The sequence below is a fragment of the Edaphovirga cremea genome (genome assembly GCF_003332275.1).
Taxonomy (GTDB): domain Bacteria; phylum Pseudomonadota; class Gammaproteobacteria; order Enterobacterales; family Enterobacteriaceae; genus Edaphovirga; species Edaphovirga cremea.
Window position 1 is genome coordinate 180,153 of the sequence record NZ_QOVA01000009.1, and the last position, 20,730, is coordinate 200,882.

General features: G+C 51.5%; 20 protein-coding genes and 1 tRNA gene. 11 read left to right on the top strand and 10 right to left on the bottom strand.

Annotation, left to right across the window (positions count from 1 at the left end; all coding sequences use genetic code 11):
• The 3 genes from pgk to tkt form a co-directional block, all read right to left on the bottom strand.
• Entirely contained in the window at positions 1 to 1,164 is a 1,164-nt protein-coding gene (pgk, locus tag DRI82_RS14445; protein ID WP_114194616.1) for a phosphoglycerate kinase, read from the bottom strand.
• A gap of 70 nt (positions 1,165 to 1,234) precedes the next feature.
• Positions 1,235 to 2,251: an erythrose-4-phosphate dehydrogenase gene (gene epd, locus DRI82_RS14450; RefSeq protein ID WP_114194617.1), complete on the bottom strand. Its 1,017-nt coding sequence runs from the start codon at positions 2,249 to 2,251 to the stop codon at positions 1,235 to 1,237.
• 445 nt (positions 2,252 to 2,696) lie between these two features.
• Positions 2,697 to 4,691: a transketolase gene (gene tkt, locus DRI82_RS14455; RefSeq protein ID WP_114194618.1), complete on the bottom strand. Its 1,995-nt coding sequence runs from the start codon at positions 4,689 to 4,691 to the stop codon at positions 2,697 to 2,699.
• A 240-nt stretch (positions 4,692 to 4,931) separates the two neighbouring features.
• On the opposite strand from tkt, the gene loiP reads away from it, so the two are divergent.
• Positions 4,932 to 5,684, top strand: a complete 753-nt coding sequence (gene loiP, locus DRI82_RS14460; protein WP_114194619.1) for a metalloprotease LoiP — start codon at positions 4,932 to 4,934, stop codon at positions 5,682 to 5,684.
• Positions 5,685 to 5,803: 119 nt separating this feature from the next.
• Here the strand turns inward: loiP and DRI82_RS14465 are convergent, their stop codons facing one another.
• Together DRI82_RS14465 and trmB are read right to left on the bottom strand one after the other, a co-directional pair.
• Positions 5,804 to 6,130, bottom strand: a complete 327-nt coding sequence (locus DRI82_RS14465; protein ID WP_114194620.1) for a YggL family protein — start codon at positions 6,128 to 6,130, stop codon at positions 5,804 to 5,806.
• Positions 6,130 to 6,849: a tRNA (guanosine(46)-N7)-methyltransferase TrmB gene (gene trmB, locus DRI82_RS14470; RefSeq protein WP_114194621.1), complete on the bottom strand. Its 720-nt coding sequence runs from the start codon at positions 6,847 to 6,849 to the stop codon at positions 6,130 to 6,132. The genes DRI82_RS14465 and trmB overlap by 1 nt, the downstream gene beginning before the upstream one ends.
• 192 nt (positions 6,850 to 7,041) lie before the next feature.
• On the opposite strand from trmB, the gene mutY reads away from it, so the two are divergent.
• The 3 genes from mutY (at position 7,042) to mltC (ending at position 9,578) form a co-directional block, all read left to right on the top strand.
• A complete protein-coding gene (mutY, locus tag DRI82_RS14475; protein WP_114194622.1) occupies positions 7,042 to 8,163 on the top strand; it encodes an A/G-specific adenine glycosylase in 1,122 nt (373 codons plus the stop codon).
• Positions 8,160 to 8,432 carry an oxidative damage protection protein gene (locus DRI82_RS14480; RefSeq protein ID WP_114194623.1) on the top strand — a complete coding sequence of 91 codons (273 nt, stop codon included), beginning with the start codon at positions 8,160 to 8,162 and terminating at the stop codon, positions 8,430 to 8,432. The genes mutY and DRI82_RS14480 overlap by 4 nt, the downstream gene beginning before the upstream one ends.
• 66 nt (positions 8,433 to 8,498) lie before the next feature.
• Complete coding sequence (gene mltC / locus DRI82_RS14485; protein ID WP_114194624.1) at positions 8,499 to 9,578, top strand: membrane-bound lytic murein transglycosylase MltC; 1,080 nt, start codon at positions 8,499 to 8,501, stop codon at positions 9,576 to 9,578.
• A gap of 80 nt (positions 9,579 to 9,658) precedes the next feature.
• Here mltC and speF read toward each other — a convergent pair whose 3' ends face one another.
• A complete protein-coding gene (gene speF, locus DRI82_RS14490; RefSeq protein WP_114194625.1) occupies positions 9,659 to 11,818 on the bottom strand; it encodes an ornithine decarboxylase SpeF in 2,160 nt (719 codons plus the stop codon).
• Positions 11,819 to 12,753: 935 nt separating this feature from the next.
• Positions 12,754 to 12,897 (bottom strand): hypothetical protein, encoded by a 144-nt coding sequence (locus tag DRI82_RS24045; protein ID WP_170138713.1) that lies wholly within the window; start codon positions 12,895 to 12,897, stop codon positions 12,754 to 12,756.
• A 57-nt stretch (positions 12,898 to 12,954) separates the two neighbouring features.
• On the opposite strand from DRI82_RS24045, the gene arcA reads away from it, so the two are divergent.
• From arcA to DRI82_RS14520, 6 genes are all read left to right on the top strand, one after another.
• Positions 12,955 to 14,175, top strand: coding sequence for an arginine deiminase (arcA, locus tag DRI82_RS14495; RefSeq protein WP_114194626.1), 1,221 nt, complete (start codon positions 12,955 to 12,957; stop codon positions 14,173 to 14,175).
• 20 nt (positions 14,176 to 14,195) lie between these two features.
• Positions 14,196 to 15,176: a carbamate kinase gene (gene arcC / locus DRI82_RS14500; protein ID WP_342768542.1), complete on the top strand. Its 981-nt coding sequence runs from the start codon at positions 14,196 to 14,198 to the stop codon at positions 15,174 to 15,176.
• Positions 15,177 to 15,230: 54 nt separating this feature from the next.
• A complete protein-coding gene (argF, locus tag DRI82_RS14505; protein WP_114194627.1) occupies positions 15,231 to 16,235 on the top strand; it encodes an ornithine carbamoyltransferase in 1,005 nt (334 codons plus the stop codon).
• 89 nt (positions 16,236 to 16,324) lie between these two features.
• Positions 16,325 to 17,758, top strand: coding sequence for an arginine-ornithine antiporter (arcD, locus tag DRI82_RS14510; protein WP_114194628.1), 1,434 nt, complete (start codon positions 16,325 to 16,327; stop codon positions 17,756 to 17,758).
• Between the two features lie 171 nt (positions 17,759 to 17,929).
• The gene (locus DRI82_RS14515; protein WP_114194629.1) at positions 17,930 to 18,466 is read left to right on the top strand and encodes an arginine repressor; all 537 of its coding nucleotides are present in this window, start codon (positions 17,930 to 17,932) and stop codon (positions 18,464 to 18,466) included.
• Positions 18,467 to 18,569: 103 nt separating this feature from the next.
• Positions 18,570 to 18,645 (top strand) — tRNA-Phe (locus DRI82_RS14520).
• A gap of 328 nt (positions 18,646 to 18,973) precedes the next feature.
• On the opposite strand, the gene DRI82_RS14525 is transcribed toward DRI82_RS14520, so the two are convergent.
• From DRI82_RS14525 to DRI82_RS14535, 3 genes are all read right to left on the bottom strand, one after another.
• The gene (locus DRI82_RS14525; RefSeq protein WP_114194630.1) at positions 18,974 to 19,276 is read right to left on the bottom strand and encodes a helix-turn-helix domain-containing protein; all 303 of its coding nucleotides are present in this window, start codon (positions 19,274 to 19,276) and stop codon (positions 18,974 to 18,976) included.
• Positions 19,273 to 19,635, bottom strand: coding sequence for a type II toxin-antitoxin system RelE/ParE family toxin (locus DRI82_RS14530; protein ID WP_114194631.1), 363 nt, complete (start codon positions 19,633 to 19,635; stop codon positions 19,273 to 19,275). The genes DRI82_RS14525 and DRI82_RS14530 overlap by 4 nt, the downstream gene beginning before the upstream one ends.
• A gap of 447 nt (positions 19,636 to 20,082) precedes the next feature.
• Complete coding sequence (locus DRI82_RS14535; RefSeq protein WP_114194632.1) at positions 20,083 to 20,304, bottom strand: helix-turn-helix domain-containing protein; 222 nt, start codon at positions 20,302 to 20,304, stop codon at positions 20,083 to 20,085.
• A 119-nt stretch (positions 20,305 to 20,423) separates the two neighbouring features.
• On the opposite strand from DRI82_RS14535, the gene DRI82_RS14540 reads away from it, so the two are divergent.
• Complete coding sequence (locus DRI82_RS14540) at positions 20,424 to 20,693, top strand: helix-turn-helix domain-containing protein (protein WP_114194633.1); 270 nt, start codon at positions 20,424 to 20,426, stop codon at positions 20,691 to 20,693.
• Positions 20,694 to 20,730: the final 37 nt, after the last annotated feature.

Sequence of the window (20,730 nt, forward strand, 5' to 3'; positions counted from 1 at the left end):
TTACTGCTTAGCACGCTCTTCCAGCATCACAACAGCTGGCAGTTGTTTGCCTTCCACGAACTCGAGGAATGCGCCGCCACCGGTGGAGATATAGGAAATTTTGTCAGCAATACCGAACAGATCGATTGCTGCCAGGGTGTCACCACCGCCAGCGATTGAAAACGCTTCGCTGTCTGCAATGGCTTTAGCCACAATTTCAGTTCCTTTACGGAAATTAGGGAACTCAAACACGCCTACCGGGCCATTCCACAGAATGGTTTTGGCGTTTTTCAGAATTTCGGCCAGGCGCTCAGCGGACTCGTCGCCCAGGTCGAGGATTTGCTCTTCGTCTTTGATATCGTTAACGGATTTCAGGGTCGCCGTTGCGGTTTCAGAGAACTCGGTCGCGACGCGCACATCGGTAGGAACCGGGATGTCGCAGGTTTCCAGCAGTTTTTTCGCGGTATCAACCAGATCGGCTTCGTACAGGGATTTACCGACGTTGTGGCCTTGAGCCGCCACGAAGGTGTTGGCAATACCACCACCAACGATCAGCTGGTCAGCGATCTTGGACAAGGAATCCAGCACGGTCAGTTTGGTAGAAACCTTGGAACCACCCACGATGGCAACCATTGGGCGAGCCGGATTACCCAGCGCTTTACCCAACGCTTCCAGTTCAGCAGACAGCAGCGGACCCGCACAGGCTACCGGTGCAAATTTGCCTACGCCATGCGTGGATGCCTGGGCGCGGTGAGCAGTACCAAATGCGTCCATGACATAAACGTCACACAGGGCAGCATATTTTTTGGACAGGGTTTCGTCGTCTTTCTTTTCGCCCTTGTTGAAACGGACGTTTTCCAGAACAACCAGCTCACCTTCTGCCACGTCAACGCCGTCCAGATAGTCTTTAGCCAGACGTACCGGAGAAGACAATTTTTCTTTCAGGTAGTTAACGACTGGCAGCAGAGAAAACTCTTCGTTGTATTCGCCTTCAGTTGGGCGACCCAGATGCGAGGTAACCATAACGCGCGCACCTTGCTTCAGCGCAGCTTCAATGGTCGGCAGCGACGCACGGATACGTGCATCTGAAGTCACTTTACCCTCTTTAACCGGCACGTTCAGATCTGAACGGATCAACACGCGTTTGCCAGCCAGATCCAGATCGGACATCTTAATTACAGACATGGTGAACCCTCTCGTTAATTCTCTTTAAAGTTGCTTGAGCGACACGTCAACACCACGTTGACCTGCCGTACTAGAAACCACTTGCGGCCATTGCCAGTGTTGTATCCAACATCCGATTGGCAAAGCCCCATTCGTTGTCACACCAGACCAACGTTTTTATCAGGTGCTGTCCACTCACCCTGGTTTGCGTACCATCGACGATGGCGCTGTGGGGATCATGGTTAAAATCTATCGAGACTAATGGTAGCTCCGTGTAATCAACTATACCACGAAATGTGCCATTTGCGGCCTTTTGCAGTAGCTGGTTGACCTCGTCAACCCGCACGTTGGCGCTGACAAACACACTCAAATCAATGGCAGTGACGTTGACTGTGGGAACCCGTACCGAGATAGCCTCGAAGCGGTCGCAGAACTTGGGAAATATGCGGGTGATGCCCGCTGACAGCTTGGTATCGACGGGAATTATCGACTGACTGGCCGCTCTGGTACGACGTAAATCAGAATGATAGGCATCAATAACCGGCTGATCGTTCATTGAAGAGTGGATGGTAGTTACCGTGCCAGACTCGATGCCGTAAGCATCGTCCAGCAGCTTGATAATTGGGATAATACAGTTGGTGGTACAGGAGGCGTTCGAGACAATATGGTCTTCTTTGCGCAGCGCCTGATGATTGACGCCATAGACCACCGTGGCATCCAAATCGTGCCCACCCGGGTGAGAAAACAGCACTTTCTTGGCACCCGACGCGCGGTGGGCTTCGCCATCTTCCCTGCTGCCATAAACACCACTGCAATCCAGTACAATATCCACACTCAACTCGCGCCAGGGAAGCTGTTTCACATCCGGTAAATGCAACAAACGGATAGTGTCATCCCCAACGTACAGCATGTCGCACTCTTGCCTGACATCCCACGCGAATCGCCCGTGGCTGGTGTCGTACTTCAGCAAATGTGCCATTCCTTCTGCGTCAGCCAGTTCGTTGATCGCGACGACGCTGATCTCGGCCCGGCGTCCTGATTCATAAAGCGCGCGTAAAACGCTGCGGCCAATGCGACCAAAGCCGTTTATCGCAATGCGTATTGTCATGCTTCTCCCTGATTTGCGGTGTTCAAGCCAGCCTCATAGAGTAATGCAGCGCGCGCTTCAGATGTGAATCCTATGTCGCAATTAAACCATCATAATGCATTATGGTTCAGTAATGTCCCCGCCTTGGCGTTGACCGTAATGTTGACTGAAACGCTTCAGCCGAGAATAAACCAAAGTCCGCTCAAAAGGAATCTTTCCACCCACGGCGACACGGAACGGCGTTTGATCGATTAAAAAACAACCAACAAAAACAGCCTGATAACAACGGTTTCATCAATATGATCGGTTTTAGTTACACAGTCTGCATGTGTAATGGTTCCTTGTCCTCCTCCCCCTGGTGTTTTCTTAAAAAATCGTTATTAAGAAAAGTTGCGGTATAACTTCACGAAAACGCCATAAAAAAAGGCACCGCCTCAGCGATGCCTCAGTCAAAACGCCTGAAATCTTATTTCAGCAGTGCTTGCGCTTTGGCTACCACGTTGTCTACCGTGAAACCAAATTCTTCAAACAGCAGCTCAGCCGGAGCGGACTCACCAAAGGTGGTCATCCCGACGATTGCGCCATTCAGGCCAACGTATTTGTACCAGTAGTCAGCGATACCCGCTTCAACAGCCACGCGTGCAGTGACGGCTTTTGGCAGCACGGATTCACGGTATGCCGCGTCCTGCTTGTCAAATGCGTCGGTCGACGGCATGGACACAACGCGAACTTTCGTGCCCGCGGTGGCCAGTTTGTCGGCAGCTTGCACGGTAATCCCGACTTCAGAACCGGTAGCAATCAGGATAACATCCGGCGTGCCTTCACTGTCCTTCAGGATATAACCGCCACGGACGATGTTCGCGACCTGCTCAGCCGTACGTGGTTGCTGCGTCAGGTTCTGGCGCGAGAAAATCAGCGCTGCCGGGCCATCGTTGCGCTCGATAGCGTATTTCCACGCCACCGCAGACTCAACCTGGTCAGCCGGACGCCAGGTACTCATGTTTGGCGTCACGCGCAGGCTCGCCATCTGCTCTACTGGCTGGTGCGTCGGGCCGTCTTCGCCCAGACCGATGGAGTCATGGGTGTAAACGAACACGTTGCGGATTTTCATCAGCGCAGCCATACGCACCGCATTACGGGCATATTCCACAAACATCAGGAAGGTCGCGGAGTACGGCAGGAAACCGCCGTGCAGTGCGATACCGTTGGAGATGGCGGTCATGCCGAACTCGCGCACGCCGTAGTGGATGTAGTTACCCGCCAGATCGTCGCCCAGTGACTTCGAGCCAGACCAGATGGTCAGGTTGCTTGGAGCCAGGTCAGCGGAACCGCCGAGGAATTCAGGCAGGATTTTGCCGTAGGCTTCCAGCGCATTCTGTGAGGCTTTGCGGCTGGCAATGTTGGCCGGTTTGGCTTGCAGTTCTTCAATGAATTTCTGCGCATCGGCTTCCCAATTTGCAGGCAGTTCACCGTCGACGCGGCGCTTGAACTCGGCAGCCAGTTCAGGGTGAGCCTTGGCATAGGTGGCAAATTTGTCGTTCCAGTTGGACTCTTTCGCCTTGCCAGCTTCTTTCGCGTCCCACTGGGCATAAATGTCCTGCGGGATTTCAAATGCCGGGTATTTCCAGCCCAGTGCTTCGCGGGTTGCCGCGACTTCAGCAGCACCCAAAGCAGCACCGTGTGCCTCGTGGGAACCCGCTTTGTTCGGTGAACCAAAACCAATCACGGTTTTGCACATCAGCAGCGATGGCTTGTCAGTGACCTGCTTCGCATCTTCAATGGCTTTTTTAATCGCGTCGGAGTCATGACCGTCAACGCCACGGATCACATGCCAGCCGTAGGCTTCAAAACGCTTGGCAGTGTCGTCGGTGAACCAGCCCTCAACGTGACCGTCGATGGAAATGCCGTTGTCGTCATAGAACGCCACCAGCTTGCCGAGTTTCATGGTACCGGCCAGTGAACAGACTTCGTGCGAGATACCTTCCATCATGCAGCCATCACCCAGGAACACATAGGTGTGGTGATCGACGATGTCGTGACCCGGACGGTTGAACTGTGCTGCCAGCGTGCGCTCGGCAATTGCCATACCAATGGCGTTGGCAATGCCCTGACCCAGTGGGCCAGTGGTGGTTTCAACGCCAGGGGTGTAACCGTATTCCGGGTGGCCCGGGGTTTTGGAGTGCAACTGGCGGAAGTTGGCGAGTTCGTTGATCGGCAGATCATAGCCGGTGAGATGCAGCAGGCTGTAAATCAGCATGGAACCGTGACCGTTGGACAGCACGAAGCGGTCGCGGTCAGCCCAGTGCGGGTTGGTCGGGTTATGGTTTAAATAATCACGCCACAACACTTCGGCAATATCAGCCATACCCATAGGTGCGCCGGGGTGGCCAGAATTCGCTTTTTGCACAGCATCCATACTGAGGGCACGGATGGCATTGGCAAGCTCTTTACGAGAGGACATGTTCAACTCCAGGTCGGATTAAAGAAAACGTTCAAGAGGGGCATTTTCTCAGACTCGGTATCAAAACGGCAATCCCTATTCCCAAATGTGATGCGCGTCACGAAATAACTCACCGGGTCAAAGCTTCTTTTTCAGATGACTACTCTATAACGCATTATGACAAACGGGTATCTTAACGCTACCTTTACGCACTATTTTTATCAGAAGACAAAACACTAACTATCCAAGGATGAGAGAACTATGAAATTTCGCCCCACACTTCTGGCGCTAGGTGTAACCGCTTTATTGAGTGGTTGTCAGAATGTTAATACCAGCACATTGATGCAATCGGGTGCGCAGGCTTACCAGGCGGCCTCACTCAGTGATGCTGACGTAAAATCGCTGAGCGACCAATCCTGTGCTGAAATGGATAAACAGTCGAAAATTGCTCCAGCCAGCAGTAAATACACTAAACGACTGAATAAAATTGCCACCGCTCTCGGTGACAACATCAATGGAACACCAGCCAACTATAAAGTCTACGAGACGAAAGATATCAATGCCTGGGCGATGGCGAATGGCTGTATCCGCGTTTACAGCGGTCTGATGGACATGATGACCGATAACGAAGTCGAAGGCGTGCTGGGCCATGAAATGGGTCACGTTGCGCTGGGCCACACGCGCAAAGCGATGCAGGTTGCCTACGCCACGACCGCGGCACGCACTGCCGCAACATCAGTCGGTGGTGTGACTGCCAGCCTGTCGAAGTCGCAACTTGCCGATCTGGGTGAAAACCTGATCAACGCCCAGTTCTCGCAAAAACAGGAATCTGACGCTGATGACTTCTCTTTCGATCTGATGAAGAAACGCGGTATCAATCCAAGCGGTCTGGTGACCAGTTTCGAAAAACTGGCCAAAATGGATGCAGGGCGTGAAAGCAGCATGTTTGACTCTCACCCGGCTTCACAGGCTCGCGCCGACCATATCAAGGAACGTATTGCCGCTGGCAAATAATTCGCAACAGCTTTTTATTTCCAACAGCTTTTTATTTCCAACGAAAAGCGAAAAGCCCGTCCAGTGGACGGGCTTTTTTCAGTCAGGGGGACGATAAAACCGTCACCTGCCGTTAAGGCTTATTCCCACCAGATGTCGAACAGTTCACTGACTTCGACGTTGGTCATACCGTGCGTTTCCAGCCATTTGGCGACCAGTACGCGATGCTCTTCGGTGCAATGGCCGATTTTCTGCAGGCAGATCAGACCTTCCCACTCCAAATAGCCGCCACCATCAAACGCCAGGCCATTTGGCTCGATAACTTCGTTGATGAACGTATCCAGTGTCGAATCAACATCGTCAACAGAGGTGCCTTCAGCAAAACGCCATTTAACGGCAAAACCCAATTCCTGAAATTCTTCAATGTGTAGCTTTTTACGTAAACGACGGCTGCGTTGTGTTGCCATTATTTGATCCTCGAAAACATTAAATCCCAAACTCCGTGGCCAAGGCGCTGGCCGCGGGCTTCAAATTTGGTCAGTGGACGCGACTCCGGTCGCGGAACGTAGTCATTGCTCTCGGAAAGGTTGCGGTAGCCAGCGATCTCATTCATCACTTCCAGCATATGCTCGGCATACTGTTCCCAATCCGTGGCCATGTGGAAAACCCCACCCGGTTTCAGCTTGCGTAAAACCAGCTCTGCAAAGGTCGTTTGCACAATACGGCGTTTGTTGTGACGTGCTTTGTGCCAGGGATCCGGGAAGAACAGTTGCACCATATCCAGCGAATTGTCCGGGATCATATTCTCCAGAACTTCCACTGCGTCATGGCACATCACCCGCAAATTGCTGACACCCGCCTCGTGCGCCGAGCCCAGACAGGCCCCAACTCCCGGTGAGTGCACTTCAATCCCCAAAAAGTTTTGCTGCGGGTTGCTCGCCGCCATCGTAACCAGCGACGCTCCCATACCAAAACCGATCTCCAGCACGGTCGGTGCTTCACGGCCAAACAACGTCTGCAACTCGACCGGCGTAGTCTGATATTCCAGCCCCATTACCGGCCAGTAGCTATCCAGAGCCTGTTGCTGCCCCTTGGTCAGTCGGCCTTGACGGCGGACAAAACTGCGGATACGGCGCAGCGGGCGGCCGTTTTCATCGAATTCCGGTGAGATGACGTCATTAATCATAGTGCTTTTTATCTGTCTGGCTGTGATTGGGGAAAGGCGCATTATCCAAAGATAAGGTGCTTTAGCAAGCGCCGCGTCAATTAAGTGTGTTCTGCCGCGGTTCGCACCAAGAAAGTTCCGGTTTACAGCACCAGTACTCTGTGCTGGAATCGCAGGCTGACTTATTTACCTGCCGGATCCCGAAACCTGCCTATGATGGAAGCGCAACAGTTCGCGCACGTGGTACTTGACTGGTACCAACGTTACGGCCGCAAGACCCTGCCGTGGCAGCTCGAAAAAACTCCTTATAAAGTATGGCTGTCCGAAGTCATGCTGCAACAGACTCAGGTTGCGACAGTCATTCCCTATTTCCAGCGTTTTATGGAGAAATTCCCCGACGTCAGTGCCCTTGCTGCCGCGCCGTTGGATGAAGTGCTGCACCTCTGGACCGGTTTGGGCTATTACGCCCGCGCCCGCAATCTGCATAAAGCGGCTCAAACCGTGGTTGAATTGCACGGCGGCGAGTTTCCAACCACCTTCGATGAAGTCGCGGCCCTGCCCGGTATTGGCCGTTCGACCGCGGGTGCCATCCTTTCCCTTTCGCTGGGACAGCATTTCCCCATTCTAGACGGCAACGTCAAACGGGTACTGGCCCGCTGTTATGCCATCGCGGGTTGGCCGGGCGAGAAAAAAGTCGAAAACCGGCTTTGGCAATTGAGCGAACAGGTCACACCGGCCAGTGGCGTAGAACAATTCAATCAGGCGATGATGGATTTGGGTGCCATGGTCTGTACGCGCAGCAAACCCAAATGCGAGCTCTGCCCGTTGAGCGGCGGTTGCATCGCTTATGCCCACCATAGCTGGCAGAACTATCCGGGCAAAAAGCCGAAGAAAACGCTGCCAGAAAAAACCGCCTGGTTTTTGCTTCTCCAACATGAGCAAGGCGTCTGGCTGGAGCAGCGTCCACCTGTAGGATTGTGGGGCGGGTTATTTTGCTTCCCGCAATTCACGACCGAAGAAGAGATGCACCGATGGCTGGCCACACGCAATCTGGCCAGCCAAACTACGCACCAGCTCATCGCATTCCGCCATACATTCAGTCATTTCCATCTCGACATCGTGCCTGTCTGGTTAAATCTCTCATCCCGGAGCGGTTGCATGGATGAAGGCGCGGGTCTCTGGTATAACTTAGCGCAACCTCCGTCGGTGGGTCTCGCGGCCCCCGTCGAACGTCTGTTGACCCAATTGGCAAAACAGCAACCTACAGAACATCTATCCCCCAGTACGAAGGGGATATTATTCGGCGATAGCGCCGCAGATGAGGAATTAGCATGAGCAGAACGATTTTTTGCACTTTTTTAAAACGTGACGCCGAAGGTCAGGATTTCCAGCTCTATCCCGGTGAGATTGGCAAACGTATTTACAACGAAATCTCCAAAGAAGCCTGGGCGCAATGGCAATCCAAACAGACCATGCTGATTAACGAGAAAAAACTCAGCATGATGAATGTTGATGACCGCAAACTGCTGGAAAAAGAGATGATCAATTTCCTGTTTGAAGGGCAGGATGTCCATATCGAAGGATACACCCCTCCGAGTAAATAGACCTGTTCGACTCACTTTTTCAGGGTCACATTGACCCTGTTCTTTCATCATGGTACGGCTTGTAAGATGAAGAAAATTTTAGCGTTACTGGTTATTGCGCCGTTGCTGGTTTCCTGTTCCGGCAACAAAAGCGAAGAAGCAAATGAAGCCTTTATCAAAGATACCAACGCCTTCGATATTCTGATGGGCCAGTTTGCCCACAACATCGAGAATATCTGGGGGATGAATGAAGTCCTGATCGCGGGTCCGAAAGATTACGTAAAATATACCGACCAGTATCAGACGCGTAGCCACATCAACTTTGATGCCGGTACGATTACCATTGAAACCATTGCCGGGACCGATCCGGCGGCGCATTTGCGCCAGGCGATCATTACCACCCTGTTGATCGGCGACGATCCGGGGTCTATCGATCTCTATTCCGATGCCAACGATATCCAGATCAGCAAAGAGCCGTTCCTCTATGGTCAGGTGCTGGACAACAACGGCCAGCCGATCCGTTGGGAATGGCGCGCCGCACACTTTGCCGATTACCTGTTGCAGACCCGGATGAAGAGCCGCACCTCAGGCTTGCACGTTATCTGGTCGGTAACGATGCAACTGGTACCGAACCATCTTGATAAACGTGCCCATAAATATTTGCCAATGGTTCGCAAGGCGTCTGAAAGGTACGGTGTCGAGGAGTCGTTGATTCTGGCCATCATGCAGACCGAATCGAGCTTTAACCCGTATGCCGTCAGTAATTCCGATGCACTGGGGCTGATGCAGGTTGTACAGCACTCCGCAGGTGTCGATGTGTTTAAATCAAAAGGCAAATGGGGCAAACCAAGCCGCAGTTATCTGTTTGATCCAGAAAACAATATTGATACCGGTACGGCTTATCTGGCGATATTGCAGAATAGCTATCTGGGTGGCATCAATAACGCCACATCGCGTCGTTATGCAGTCATTACCGCGTATAACGGCGGTGCGGGCAGCGTATTGCGGGTGTTCTCCAGCGACAAGAACCGGGCATTCAGTATTATCAATAACATGGCACCGGGAGATGTCTACAGCACGCTGACCACCAAACATCCGTCTGGTGAATCGCGCCGCTATCTTGGAAAGGTCAATACTGCGCAGAAAACCTATCGCCGCAGCAACTGATCGATGTTAGGCAAAAATCATAGAAAAAAGGGCCACAGTGCATCACGCTGTGGCCCTTTTCTTTTTCGTTGCAGCCGTTATTACGCGATCACATATCCCATGATGCGCTTCCAGCCGATCGGTTTTTTCTCAACATAGACGCCCTGCAATTCGGGAGAGAAGCCCGGCAATAGGTTGATACCCTCTTCCAACGCCAGGAAATAGCGTTGAACCGCCCCGCCCCAAACTTCACCCGGAACAACGCAGAGCACGCCAGGAGGATAAGGCAGCGCCCCTTCCGCCGCGATGCGACCTTCGGCCTCACCGATGGGAATCAGCTCTACGTTATCGCGAATAAATTCACTGTGCGCATCCTGAGTATTCATCGCCACCACTGGCAAGCCCGTTTCACGGAACATCTCTTTCTGCAGTTGCTTAACGTCGAAACTGACGTAGAGATTGTGCATCTCCTGACAGAGTTGGCGCAGGGTATAGCCGCGATAACGCTCTTCATTTTTACGATAAACCGTTGGCAACACCTCTTCCAGCGGCGCATCTTCCGCGACAAAACGCTCGAAGCGGGCAATCTCTGCCACCAGATGCGCCATCTTGGCCGGGCTTTCTGCCGGAGTCAGCAGGAACAGGATCGAATTCAGATCGCATTTTTCCGGCACGATGCCGTTTTCACGCAAATAGTTGGCGAGGATCGTCGCCGGAATACCAAACTCGGTGTATTTCCCGGTCGCAGCATCAATGCCCGGCGTCGTCAGCAGCAATTTGCAGGGATCGACAAAGTACTGATGCTCGGCATAGCCGTCAAAGGCGTGCCATTTCTCACCCGGTACAAAATCAAAGAACCGCACATCGTTAGCCATCAGATCGGTGTCATGATCCTGCCAGGCTTTGCCATCGACCACCGGCGGAACGAAAGGCAAAATCATGCTACAGCGATCGAGCAGCATCTTGCGCGCTTCTATGCCGATTTTGACGCACTCCATCCACATATGCCGACCACTGCTGCCCGCATGCATTTTGGCGTTAACGTCCAGCGCAGCAAATAGCGGGTAAAACGGGCTCGTCGATGCATGCAGCATAAACGCATTGTTCAGTTTCTTATGGCTGCAATGGCGCTTCTGCCCTTTGATATGATTGTCTTTTTTATGAATCTGCGAGGTCTGCGAAAAACCGGCCTGCTGCTTATGCACGGATTGGGTCACAATGATGCCCGGATCGTTTTCATTCAGATCCAGCAACAGTGGCGAACACTGTTCCATCATAGGGATGAATTGTTCGTATCCGACCCAGGCAGAATCGAACAGGATGTAATCACATAAGTGACCGATCTTATCCACCACCTGACGGGCGTTATAAATGGTGCCGTCATAAGTGCCCAACTGAATAATTGCCAAACGGAACGGACGCTTTTCCTCGGCCCTTTGCGGATCAACCTGTTGAATCTGTTTCCGTAAATAGCGCTCATCAAAACAGTGCGCATCAATACCGCCAATAAAACCAAATGGATTACGCGCAGTTTCCAGATAGACCGGCGTCGCACCCGCCTTAATCAGTGCGCCATGATGGTTTGATTTATGGTTGTTACGATCAAACAGCACCAGATCGCCGCGCGTGAGGAGCGCATTGCATACCACTTTGTTGGCCGCAGAGGTGCCGTTCAGAACGAAATAGGTTTTATCGGCGCTGAATACTTTGGCCGCATGCTTCTGCGCGTCTTTGGCCGATCCTTCATGAATCAGCAGATCGCCCAGTTTCACGTCGGCATTACACATGTCTGAACGGAAAATGTTCTCACCGTAGAAATCAAAAAACTGTTTTCCCGCCGGATGACGACGGAAAAATTCCCCACCCTGATGCCCCGGACAAGCGAAGGTGGAGTTCTCCATCTCGACATATTTTTTCAGCGTGTCAAAGAAAGGCGGGAATAGCGACGCCTGATAGTCTTGCGCTGCCGCTTCCAACTGGGCGGCATAAAAAGCCTGATTGACATCGGACAGGGACAACACCCCTTTCAGGCGTGGCAAATGCTCGGCGGAGATCTGTTCATTTCCCGCCACAGCGACAAACGCAGGAATACCAAAACCGTTGCTTTGCAGCGAGGCCAATCTGCCATTGCCGAGATCGTCGGCAGAGACGACGATAGCCGCCACATCGGTGTAATCGGCCAAGTCCAGCGTGACGACTTCACGCAGGGAATCCAGTCGTGAAACGATACTGGCGCTTGCTGCTATTTTTAGTTGTTTCATATTACTGACTCTCAAACGGTTAAGGATGAGGGTGTGCCAAATCGGCACGAAGAGAGATAACGCGTCAGTAGCGGCGGCGGTTATCCCGGCAAAGTGACATCATCATCTGCGGATTTCGCCAGCAAGCGTTCATCAGGCGCGAAAGTCGCGGCCAGATTGACGTTGGATAACTGGGCTCAGCACCGTCAGATAGACATCAGTAAAATCAGAGGGACGCTCTGTTTTTAATAATGCCTAACAGCGAGCAAACGGTGGCCTTACCGCATGGAAGGAGCTGACAAAACGTAAAGGCTGGAAACACGAACGCCATGACACGATACCCTTATCATTTTTTCGGTCATCAGGAGATGCCCGCTGCACTGGTAACCAGCGCGATGTAATAAGCCTGTCATACCGCAACCTCATGGGGTGTCGCGTTAAATGCGAGGAGTCAAAATTTGCGCAATGATTGCATGTTTTTTTCGGGGGTTCAAGCAACAATCCGCCCCTGGAAAGAGGGGGATTCCCACTGGCATAAAATGACTAACTATTCTTGCCAGGCGCCTGCCGTCGCGACCATGAGCGGAATACTATGCACGTAAAGTGAATAGCCAATGATTTCAATAAATTCCCGCTGATGGCAAGTCTTTCAGCTCATTCCCTTTTTTAATTTGCCAGGGGCAATGGTCACAATTCATGACTCTCGCTTCGTGTCTGCTTTAACGCATAAAATTCCCACCTGCAAAAATACTCTGCCGATATAAACTCTCCCATAACGCATAAATACGTATATCTATCTTCAGTTAAAATATAAAATTCATTAAAAACAACGAGATAATTAAATGTTATTTTAAGCGGAATTATCCATCACTTGGCAATAAATGGAATTCAACGCAGTAAATCCACATATCCATTCAGTCATGGATTTATATCCATTCACTAAACAATGACGCTTATCAAATAACAGAATAATTACCGCAATAAATAATCCATGCGTGATCGCGATCGCTTTTGAGAAACTGCCCCTCGTTAATATAGCCGCCATCGCAACGACCTGAACGAAAACGCAATTCAACTTTCATTGAATAATCTTTATTCAATCAGGGATCCTTGCACCTTTTATTTATGTACCTTTAAATATCGAGGCTAAAATAAATATGCTAAATAATTATGTAGGTTCTGAAATAGGTCAACTCCGACGCGTAATGCTGCACCGTCCAAATTTGAGTTTAAAACACCTCACGCCCTCTAATTGCCAGGAACTATTATTTGATGATGTACTTTCTGTCGAACGTGCAGGACAAGAGCATGACATATTTTCTGCAACACTAAGAAATGAGAATGTAGAAGTTTTATTGCTCACCGATCTCCTGACGCAAACGCTGGAAATCAGCGAGGCAAAAGAGTGGCTGCTGACGACTCAGGTGTCGGATTTCCGGCTGGGACCTTCCTTTGCCCTTGATATCCGCGGCTGGCTGCGGACGATGGCTAACCGGGAGCTGGCGCGGATCCTGACGGGGGGCCTGACCTACAGCGAAGTACCGGCAGGGTTCAGCAATATGGTTGTTGATACCCACAGCCCAACCGACTTTATTATGAAGCCGCTGCCTAATCACCTGTTCACTCGTGATACATCCTGTTGGATATATAACGGTGTATCAATCAATCCGATGGCAAAAGAAGCCCGACGACGCGAAACTAATAATTTACGTGCCATATATCGCTGGCATCCATTATTCGCCGGACAGGACTTTATAAAATATTTTGGCGATGAGACGCTTAATTACGATCATGCCACGCTGGAAGGTGGCGATGTATTGGTTATTGGTCGTGGCTGCGTATTAATTGGTATGTCGGAGAGAACAACACCACAGGGTGTTGAGTTTCTCGCTCAATCTTTATTCAAACATCATCAGGCCAAACAGGTAATAGCGCTGGAATTACCTAAACATCGTTCCTGTATGCATCTCGATACCGTGATGACTCACGTCGATATTAATAAATTCTCGGTCTATCCCGAAGTGGTTAAAAAAGAGAATGCCTGCTGGAGCCTGACACCCAATGGCACGGGCGGCCTGACGACCACGGAGGAGCCACATTTCCTGAAGGCCATCGAAAAAGCACTCGATATAGATCACATCGAATTAATCACCACCGGCGGTGATGTGTTCGAGGCCGAGCGCGAGCAGTGGAACGATGCCAATAACGTGCTGGCCGTGCGCCCCGGCGTGGTGATCGGTTATGAGCGCAACACCTTTACCAACGAGAAGTATGACAAAGCGGGCATTACCGTACTGCCGATCCCCGGTGACGAACTTGGTCGCGGTCGGGGCGGCGCACGCTGTATGAGTTGCCCGCTGCAACGCGATGACATTTAACTTCACGGGAATACTTCATCATGAACAAAACGCTAACCATGAACAACACGTTAGCCCTGAACAAAACGTCACCCCTGAAAAAACCAACGCTGGTGGTTGCGCTGGGTGGAAATGCCCTGTTACGCCGTGGAGAACCGTTGGAGGCGGCCGTTCAACGCCGCAATATCGCCATCGCGGCAAAAACGCTCGCCGCGTTGAGTCAGGAGTGGCGCATCGTTCTGGTTCACGGTAACGGACCGCAGGTTGGGTTGCTGGCATTGCAAAACAGCGCCTGCACGCAGGTCGCCCCCTATCCGCTCGATGTGCTTGGCGCCGAGTCTCAGGGAATGATCGGTTACATGCTGATTCAGGAACTGAAAAACTGCCTGCCCGATCGCGAAATCAGCGCGTTGTTGACCCAGGTGGAAGTCGATCCGCACGATCCCGCGTTTCAGGATCCAACCAAATTCATCGGGCCGGTTTACAACGCCGATCAGGCCGCTGAACTCATCAAACTGAAAGGCTGGGAAATGAAGGCTGACGGCAAGTATCTGCGTCGCGTCGTGGCATCGCCGCTGCCGCTGCACATCATTGAAGGTGCGGCTATCAGTACGCTGGTAGCCCATGATCATCTGGTGATTTGCAGCGGTGGCGGGGGTATTCCCGTCGTGCGCAGTGATGCCGGGATGACCGGGATCGAAGCCGTGATCGATAAAGATATGTCGGCCGCCCTGCTGGCTCGGCAGATCAAAGCCGATGCGCTGCTGATCCTCACCGACGCCGATGCCGTTTACCTCAACTGGGACACGCCACAGCAAGAGGCGCTGCGACATACCACGCCGCAGACGTTATCCACGATGCATTTCGACGCGGGTTCGATGGGACCGAAAATCCGGGCTTCCTGTGACTTTGTCACTGCAACCGGCGGCATCGTGGGGATTGGTTCGCTGGAAGAGGGTGTCGCCATTATGCGTGGCGACAAAGGCACGTTGATTACCCCCTCGTCCCAAACCCAACACTGATTCTTTCAGGCTGCCGGACGGCAGCCTGTATGACCTGACTAGAGGAAAAACATCATGAGTTATAACTTGCATCACCGCCATTTCCTGAAACTGCTCGACTTCACCCCGTCAGAAATTCACTTCCTGCTGACGCTGGCCGCCGATCTTAAAAAAGCGAAATACGCTGGCTATGAACAACAGCATTTGAAGGGAAAAAATATCGCGCTGATCTTTGAAAAAACCTCCACCCGCACGCGCTGCGCTTTTGAAGTTGCCGCTTTCGACCAAGGCGCGCAAGTCACTTACCTCGGCCCATCTGGCTCACAGATTGGTCATAAAGAATCAATGAAAGATACTGCGCGGGTGCTGGGCAGAATGTATGACGGCATTGAGTACCGCGGTTTTGGTCAGGAGATTGTGGAAGAACTGGCGCAGTTTGCAGGTGTACCAGTGTGGAACGGCTTGACCAACGAGTTTCACCCCACGCAGATCCTCGCCGATCTGATGACCATGCTGGAGCATGCAGGTGGTAAACCACTCAACCAGATCAAATTCGCCTATCTGGGCGATGCCCGCAACAACATGGGCAATTCGCTGATGGTGGGCGCCGCCAAAATGGGCATGGATATCCGCCTGGTTGCACCACGCAGTTACTGGCCAGAGGTTGAACTGATCGAACAATGCCGCACTATTGCCGCCCAGACTGGCGCGGTGATTACGTTGACAGAGCACGTTGAAGAAGGCGTGGCGGGCGTTGATTTCCTCTACACCGACGTGTGGGTGTCGATGGGCGAACCCAAAACTGCCTGGGCTGAACGGGTGGCGTTGATGAAGCCTTATCAAATCAATATGAATGTCATCAAGGCCACCGGCAATTCGCAGGTGAAATTCATGCACTGTCTGCCAGCGTTCCACAACGAACAGACCGCCATGGGGAAAGAGATCGAGATGGCTTATGGCCTGAAAGGTCTTGAAGTGACTGAAGATGTCTTCGAGTCGGCGCACTCCATCGTATTCGATGAGGCTGAAAACCGCATGCACACCATTAAGGCCGTCATGGTCGCCACACTCGGCGATTAACCCTCTGCGGTTGGTTCGCTGAGCCAACCGCCATTTGCAGCTCACATTGATTAACCGGTAGCGCCAACGCGCTACAGGAGGGCTTTGCTATGTCTGAGAAAAAACTCGGGTTGAGCGCGCTGATCGCACTGGTCATCGGCTCAATGATTGGCGGCGGCGTGTTCAGCCTGCCGCAGAACTTCGCCGCATCGGCCTCGTCCGGCGCCTTGCTGATTGGCTGGGGTATCACGGCTGTCGGGATGATATGTCTGGCGTTGATCTTCCAGTTACTCAACCGCCGCCGTCCCGATCTGGAAGGCGGGATCTACAGTTACGCCCGCGCAGGGTTTGGTGATTTCGTTGGCTTTCAGGCGGCGTGGGGATACTGGTTTTCCGCCTGGCTCGGCAACGTGTCCTATGCGGTTCTTTTATTCAGCGCGTTGAGCTTCTTTTTCCCAATATTTGGTCTGGGCAATAACTGGCAATCGATCATCGGCGCTTCAGTGGTGCTGTGGTTGGTTCACACGCTGGTTTTGAAGGGCGTTCAGGAAGCGGCCTTCATCAACACCATCCTTACCGTCGTGAAAGTGTTGGTTCTGCTGGTATTTATCGCCGCAGCCGTGATCGCCTTCCGCATCGGCATTTTTACCGCTGACTTCTGGGGTCGACTGATGCTCGTTGAGGGGCACAGCCCGGCGCTGTTTGAACAGGTGAAAAGCACCATGCTGGTCACGACGTGGGTGTTCATCGGTATCGAAGGGGCAACGGTAGTGTCGTCACGGGCGGCGAAACGCAGTGACATCGGCAAAGCCACTGTCCTGGGTTTGCTGGGCTGCCTGGCAATCTATCTGCTGGTCAGTTTGCTGTCGATGGGCGTGCTGGATCAGGCGACTCTTGGCGGGCTGAAGAATCCGTCAATGGCGGGCGTACTGGAGTCCATTGTCGGCGCGTGGGGAGCTAAATTCGTGGCCGCTGGCGTAATTTTATCCGTTGCTGGCGCATTGCTGGCCTGGACATTGTTCGCCGCCGAACTGCCTTTTGTTGCAGCCAAAGACGGGATGTTCCCAAAGGTGTTTGCGAAAGTGAACGCCAACCATTCTCCCATGGTCGCCTTATGGATCACCAACGGGTTGATTCAACTTTTTTTAATCCTGACACTATTTTACAGCGCGGGCTATCAGGCTCTGTTCTCCATCGCGACGGCCGCCATTCTGCCACCGTATCTGTTAAGCGCGGCGTATGGCCTGAAACTGGCTTTACAGGGTGATAGCTATCAACCCAGCGAGGGGCGTTCGCAGGATATCGCGCTGGGACTGATTGGTACTCTGTATGGCGTGTGGCTGTGTTATGCCGCAGGCGGCCAAATGATGCTCTCTTCCCTACTGTTCATGCCGGGTATCTTCGTCTATTGGTGGCACAAAAAAGACATTGGCGCTGCAACCATCTTCAAACCTTTTGAAATGGCTATTGCTGCGTTGCTGGTTCTGCTGTCGGTCATAACGCTGGTGATGATTTATCACGGAGATCTGACGCTGATTGCCTGACTCTCACGTTTCAGGCAGATGAGGAAACGTAATTCAGTTTTGGAATAAATTTTACTCAATTGACCAATATAAATGATAAGTCGGTAAGCAAATTGGCAACCTGATTTGCTTACCCCGGCAATTGGTAAAAAAATCCATTCCCCATTAATCATATGATTCAGGTAGGTTTTTATGATAAAAAAACACACAGACTCCCGTGCTGAGGAACAGCATAAACTCGCCCTTTGCCATAAGCTAATCATCAGTAATAATTATTCTTCACAAGATGAAATCCGCAGGGAATTGATGCGTGCTGGTTATAGCCATATTGGTCAATCCAGCGTTTCGCGACTCTTGAAAACGTTGGGCGTGACCAAAGTTCGTAACGCCAAAGGCATCAAGGTCTATACGCTGGATCACAGCCATCAGGCCACGCCTGCGATCGAAACGCCACTCTCCTCCATGGTGCTCGGCGTGCAGTGCAACGCCCACTTCGTTTTGATCCTGACGATTGGCGGTTATGCCCGCGCTATCGCCAAAGTATTGGATTTACAAAACCTTCCTGAAATTTTGGGTATTGTGGCGGCGAACTCATCGGTGTGGATCACACCGCGACGGGAGTACTCGTTGGTTTACCTGCACAAGCGCATCTCTGACGCCCTTGGCTTGCCTCCCGCCCTCCCCGCAGGACAGAGCCGGAAATTCCCCGTCGCTATAGCTGAAGGCTAAGTGAGCGCTTTGTACTAAAAAACGCCGCTTGGCACACAATCCCAGACATTCGTTAAAAAAGCCGTTGACGATTTTGAGCCAATACGGTTTAATGCGCCCCGTTGCCCGGATAGCTCAGTCGGTAGAGCAGGGGATTGAAAATCCCCGTGTCCTTGGTTCGATTCCGAGTCCGGGCACCATCATTTCGAACCCTCGCCTAGGCGAGGGTTTTTGCTTTATAGCTCAATTGGTATTGACCTAACTCACGACAACGGCCCGATCTTTCATCTGTTGCACCAGTTTTCCCACACATCCCCTACTTCATGAAAACACGAAAACCACAATTCCCTGCTCTCCTGTAGGTGAAATTTGTCTCCTTTGGTGATGAAAAATGTGGTGTAAGATTCTCGTTATCGCCATGCATGTCAGCCTGCTGGCGGTTTGTGGTGGTTGTCGCAGCCAGAAAATAGAGGAAGAGAGTGTATTCAGTATGTAGTGCGATCCTCCGATGAGCCGGGGGATCTGTGATTAAACGGCGAATCCGTAGTGAGTGCCATCTGGCAGTTCAATCTCAAGGCGCAGTTTGCCTCCAGTTGCTTCGATATATCGCTTGAGGGAGGACAACTTCAGGTCGCGCCCCGGCTTTTCCATACCGGCGACAGTCGGTTGTTTAATGCCGAGGGCCTGCGCCATATCATTTTGTGTTTTGTTCAGGCGTTCACGTAGTTCAGCCAGATGAATATTTATCAGGATCTCTGCCGCTTTCGCCTGTGCGTCAGCAACAATCTCCGGCTTTTCAGTCGCCAGTATCTGGTCAAGGGTTCTGCTCATGAAAGCGGTTCCTTCTCGGTTAATTTTTTCAGGTGCTGTGTAAATTCGGTATCAGCAATCGGTATCATCACGTCATAAAAACGTTTTTCATTGCCCACTTTGTTACCGGCGCAAAGCACTATTCCTTTACGCAGCGGATCAAAAGCAAAAAATGCTCTGATGGGATCATCGTGGCTCTGGACGCGCAGTTCCTTCATGTTGCGATACTGCGAGCCATTTATCGTATCTGCATAAGGTCTGGACAGCGTTGGCCCTTTTTCCCGCAGTACAATCAGTGAAGCCAGTATGTTTACTCTGTCAACAGAGTTCAGTGCATCAAACCAGTGATCAAACGTGTCGGTTGTTTCAATTATCCACACAGTGACTCCTTATCCATTATAGGTTAAATACTATATAGGTCAAATACTATAAAAGATGAAACTGACATAGCGATGCCAGCGGCTCAAGATGAACATCAGGAATTCGGAATGTGTATTCCAGGAATGATGAGAGGAAGGCCTTTACTACCTCCTTGCGGACGTAGCCAATATTTGCAAAAGGATTATTGGTGGGAGGATCGTCGCCCGGAAAACCAGATGCTTCTTGCAGATCGCGAAGCATAAGGGACTGTCAACGACAGCGTTTTGCATGGGCGAGTTTATCTGACTGAGGTAATAAAAGAAGGGAAATCCTATTTTGAGTTAATAGAGTTGTTTGCTGATTTTTTCGCCGCTTGATGAATGTAAAACTGACGCGCTGCGCTTGTCGTCTCCCGCGTTTTTATCAGTCGGTTATACTGATAAAAACGCGGGAGCTCCTGGAGTGCCTCACTGATATTCAGAAATGCGGTAGCGGGAAGGCCAGATTTGCTCTGGTGATATACCGAGTTCTTCGGCAATCAGTCTTTCGCCTTTAGGCCAGTGTCTTGTCAGCGCGTTTGCCAGCGTAGAAGATGCCAGACCCGCTTTGCGGGAAACAGCAGCGAGTGTTGTTCCTTTCTTTCTTAAGCCAGCGATGATGTCGGCTGGATGCCAGTCTTTATTGATCATTTCTATTGTCCTCACTCCATAATGCCACAATTGGCATCATTTGTTCAGTATGTCTAAACAACTACGATGTTAAGTAATGCTAAACACTAAGTCAATATAGATCACTGATGGTGTTACCTATGCTTCCCGCTCGTCTTAAGTCCGCCCGGCAAAACGCCAACCTAACCCAAGAGAGACTGGGTGTACTCGCTGGCATAGAGGAAGAAACAGCCCGTTCCCGGGTGTCTCAGTATGAAGGTGGAATACACCGTCCGACATTTGAAATGATGTGTTCATTCGCCAAAGTACTTAACGTACCGGAGTGTTATTTTTATATCGTTGATGATCGTTTTGCGGAGAGGATTCTTGAGCTTTATTTGGAATATAAAATCCCTTCGTCTGAATACTGATAGAATAATATAAGCACTGTTCAGGAAGTCTAAGCAA

What these genes read in the sequence shown, in the direction of transcription:
- pgk (WP_114194616.1), bottom strand. Translation starts at nt 1,164, where the DNA reads ATGTCTGTAATTAAGATGTCCGATCTGGATCTGGCTGGCAAACGCGTG.
- arcC (WP_342768542.1), top strand. Translation starts at nt 14,196, where the DNA reads ATGAACAAAACGCTAACCATGAACAACACGTTAGCCCTGAACAAAACG.
- epd (WP_114194617.1), bottom strand. Translation starts at nt 2,251, where the DNA reads ATGACAATACGCATTGCGATAAACGGCTTTGGTCGCATTGGCCGCAGC.
- arcA (WP_114194626.1), top strand. Translation starts at nt 12,955, where the DNA reads ATGCTAAATAATTATGTAGGTTCTGAAATAGGTCAACTCCGACGCGTA.
- argF (WP_114194627.1), top strand. Translation starts at nt 15,231, where the DNA reads ATGAGTTATAACTTGCATCACCGCCATTTCCTGAAACTGCTCGACTTC.
- DRI82_RS14540 (WP_114194633.1), top strand. Translation starts at nt 20,424, where the DNA reads ATGCTTCCCGCTCGTCTTAAGTCCGCCCGGCAAAACGCCAACCTAACC.
- DRI82_RS14525 (WP_114194630.1), bottom strand. Translation starts at nt 19,276, where the DNA reads ATGAGCAGAACCCTTGACCAGATACTGGCGACTGAAAAGCCGGAGATT.
- DRI82_RS14535 (WP_114194632.1), bottom strand. Translation starts at nt 20,304, where the DNA reads ATGATCAATAAAGACTGGCATCCAGCCGACATCATCGCTGGCTTAAGA.
- DRI82_RS14480 (WP_114194623.1), top strand. Translation starts at nt 8,160, where the DNA reads ATGAGCAGAACGATTTTTTGCACTTTTTTAAAACGTGACGCCGAAGGT.
- arcD (WP_114194628.1), top strand. Translation starts at nt 16,325, where the DNA reads ATGTCTGAGAAAAAACTCGGGTTGAGCGCGCTGATCGCACTGGTCATC.
- DRI82_RS14465 (WP_114194620.1), bottom strand. Translation starts at nt 6,130, where the DNA reads ATGGCAACACAACGCAGCCGTCGTTTACGTAAAAAGCTACACATTGAA.
- DRI82_RS14515 (WP_114194629.1), top strand. Translation starts at nt 17,930, where the DNA reads ATGATAAAAAAACACACAGACTCCCGTGCTGAGGAACAGCATAAACTC.
- tkt (WP_114194618.1), bottom strand. Translation starts at nt 4,691, where the DNA reads ATGTCCTCTCGTAAAGAGCTTGCCAATGCCATCCGTGCCCTCAGTATG.
- speF (WP_114194625.1), bottom strand. Translation starts at nt 11,818, where the DNA reads ATGAAACAACTAAAAATAGCAGCAAGCGCCAGTATCGTTTCACGACTG.
- loiP (WP_114194619.1), top strand. Translation starts at nt 4,932, where the DNA reads ATGAAATTTCGCCCCACACTTCTGGCGCTAGGTGTAACCGCTTTATTG.
- mltC (WP_114194624.1), top strand. Translation starts at nt 8,499, where the DNA reads ATGAAGAAAATTTTAGCGTTACTGGTTATTGCGCCGTTGCTGGTTTCC.
- trmB (WP_114194621.1), bottom strand. Translation starts at nt 6,849, where the DNA reads ATGATTAATGACGTCATCTCACCGGAATTCGATGAAAACGGCCGCCCG.
- mutY (WP_114194622.1), top strand. Translation starts at nt 7,042, where the DNA reads ATGATGGAAGCGCAACAGTTCGCGCACGTGGTACTTGACTGGTACCAA.